Source organism: Micromonospora sp. KC207 (genome assembly GCF_004348615.1).
Lineage (GTDB): Bacteria > Actinomycetota > Actinomycetes > Mycobacteriales > Micromonosporaceae > Micromonospora.
Genome location: NZ_SMKJ01000578.1, coordinates 1 through 1,448 on the forward strand (window position 1 = coordinate 1; position 1,448 = coordinate 1,448).

Below are 1,448 nucleotides of genomic sequence, written 5' to 3' on the forward strand. Positions count from 1 at the left end.
AAACCCTCCAACTCGGGCGGCGTCGAGCCGCCGTAGTCCGAGGTGACGGCGCCGAAGAAGACGCCGGTGTCCGAGCCGCGCAGCGACGTCGGATCGATACCCGCATCCTCCAGCGCCTCCCACGAGGTCTCCAGCGAGAGGCGCTGCGACGGGTCGATGGCGAGCGCCTCGCGGGGGCTGATTCCGAAGAAGCCGGCGTCGAAGTCACCGACGCCTTCGAGGAAGCCGCCGCCGCGGGCGTACACCCGGCCGGTCCGGTCCGGGTCCGGGTCGTACAGGGTGTCGACGTCCCAGCCGCGGTCGCGCGGCAGCCCGGTGATCGCGTCCCGGCCGTCGGCGAGCATCCGCCACAGCTCGTCGGGCGAGGTGGCGCCCGGGTAGCGGCAGCTCATGCCGACGATCGCGAGGGGCTCGGTGGACTGGGCGACGAGCCGGCGGTTCTGCTGCCGCAGGCGCTCGGTCTCCTTGAGCGACTTGCGCAACGCCTCCACGAGAGCGGTCTGGTCGGCGGCCATGCTCATGCGCTCCCGTCCGGCCGCGCGGGGGCGGCCAGGTTCTCGGCTGTGGTCATGCCGGGTCCTCTTCGGTCATCCGGATCAGCGCCTCGACGTCCATGTCGTCGATCGAGGCGATCCCGGCGTCGGCGGCGGGCTCGTCCGCCGGGTCGCCGCTGGCCAGTTCCAGCAGGGCGTCGAGCAGGCCGGCCTGGCGGATGCGGGCCAGCGGGATCGTGGCGAGCACGGCCCGCAGTTCGTTCTCCTCGGTCCCCTGCGGGTCGGGCGGCGCGGCGTCGGGCATCGCGGCGGCGATGACGAACCGAGTGACCGCGGCCGGGGTGGGGTGGTCGAAGACCAGGGTCGAGGGCAGTCGCAGGCCGGTGGCCTGGGTGAGCCGGTTGCGGACCTCGACAGCGGCGAGGCTGTCGAAGCCGAGCTCCTTGAACGCGCGGCCAGGGTCGATCGCCTCCGGGGAGGTGTGGCCGAGGACCGTGGCAACCTGGGCGCGGACCAGGTCCAGCGCGACGCGTTCCCAGTCCTCGCGCGGGACCGCGGCCAGCCGGTGGGCCAGCGACCGGCCGCCCGCGTCAGCACGCCGGGCGGGGGCCTTGACCAGGGCTCGCAGCAGCGGGTTGAGCATCCCGGCGCCGGCCTGGCGGCGCAGCGCGGCGACGTCCAGCCGGACCGGCACGATCAGCGCGTCCGCCATCTGCTGCGCCCGGTCGTAGAGGTCGAGGCCGAGCTGTGCGGAGATGGCGCCGACGCCGATGCGTTCCAGGCGGGCCAGTTCGGCCTCGTCCAGGTCGCCGGTCATGCCGGTGGCGTCCGCCCACATGCCCCAGGCGAGGGAGGTGGCGGGCAGCCCGGCCGCGCGGCGGTGGGCGGCGAGCGCGTCGAGGAACGCGTTGGCGGCGGCGTAGTTGCCCTGCCCCGGGCTGCCCATGAGCGCGG

The 1,448-nt window shown here is 74.7% G+C and carries 2 protein-coding genes; both read right to left on the reverse strand.

Annotated features, from left to right (window positions below):
• A partial coding sequence (locus tag E1258_RS32595) for a beta-ketoacyl synthase N-terminal-like domain-containing protein (protein ID WP_305847288.1) occupies window positions 1-515 on the reverse strand: 515 nt, incomplete at its 3' end.
• A 52-nt stretch (window positions 516-567) separates the two neighbouring features.
• The coding region (locus tag E1258_RS32600) for a beta-ketoacyl reductase (RefSeq protein WP_132407822.1) at window positions 568-1,448 on the reverse strand (881 nt) is incomplete at its 5' end.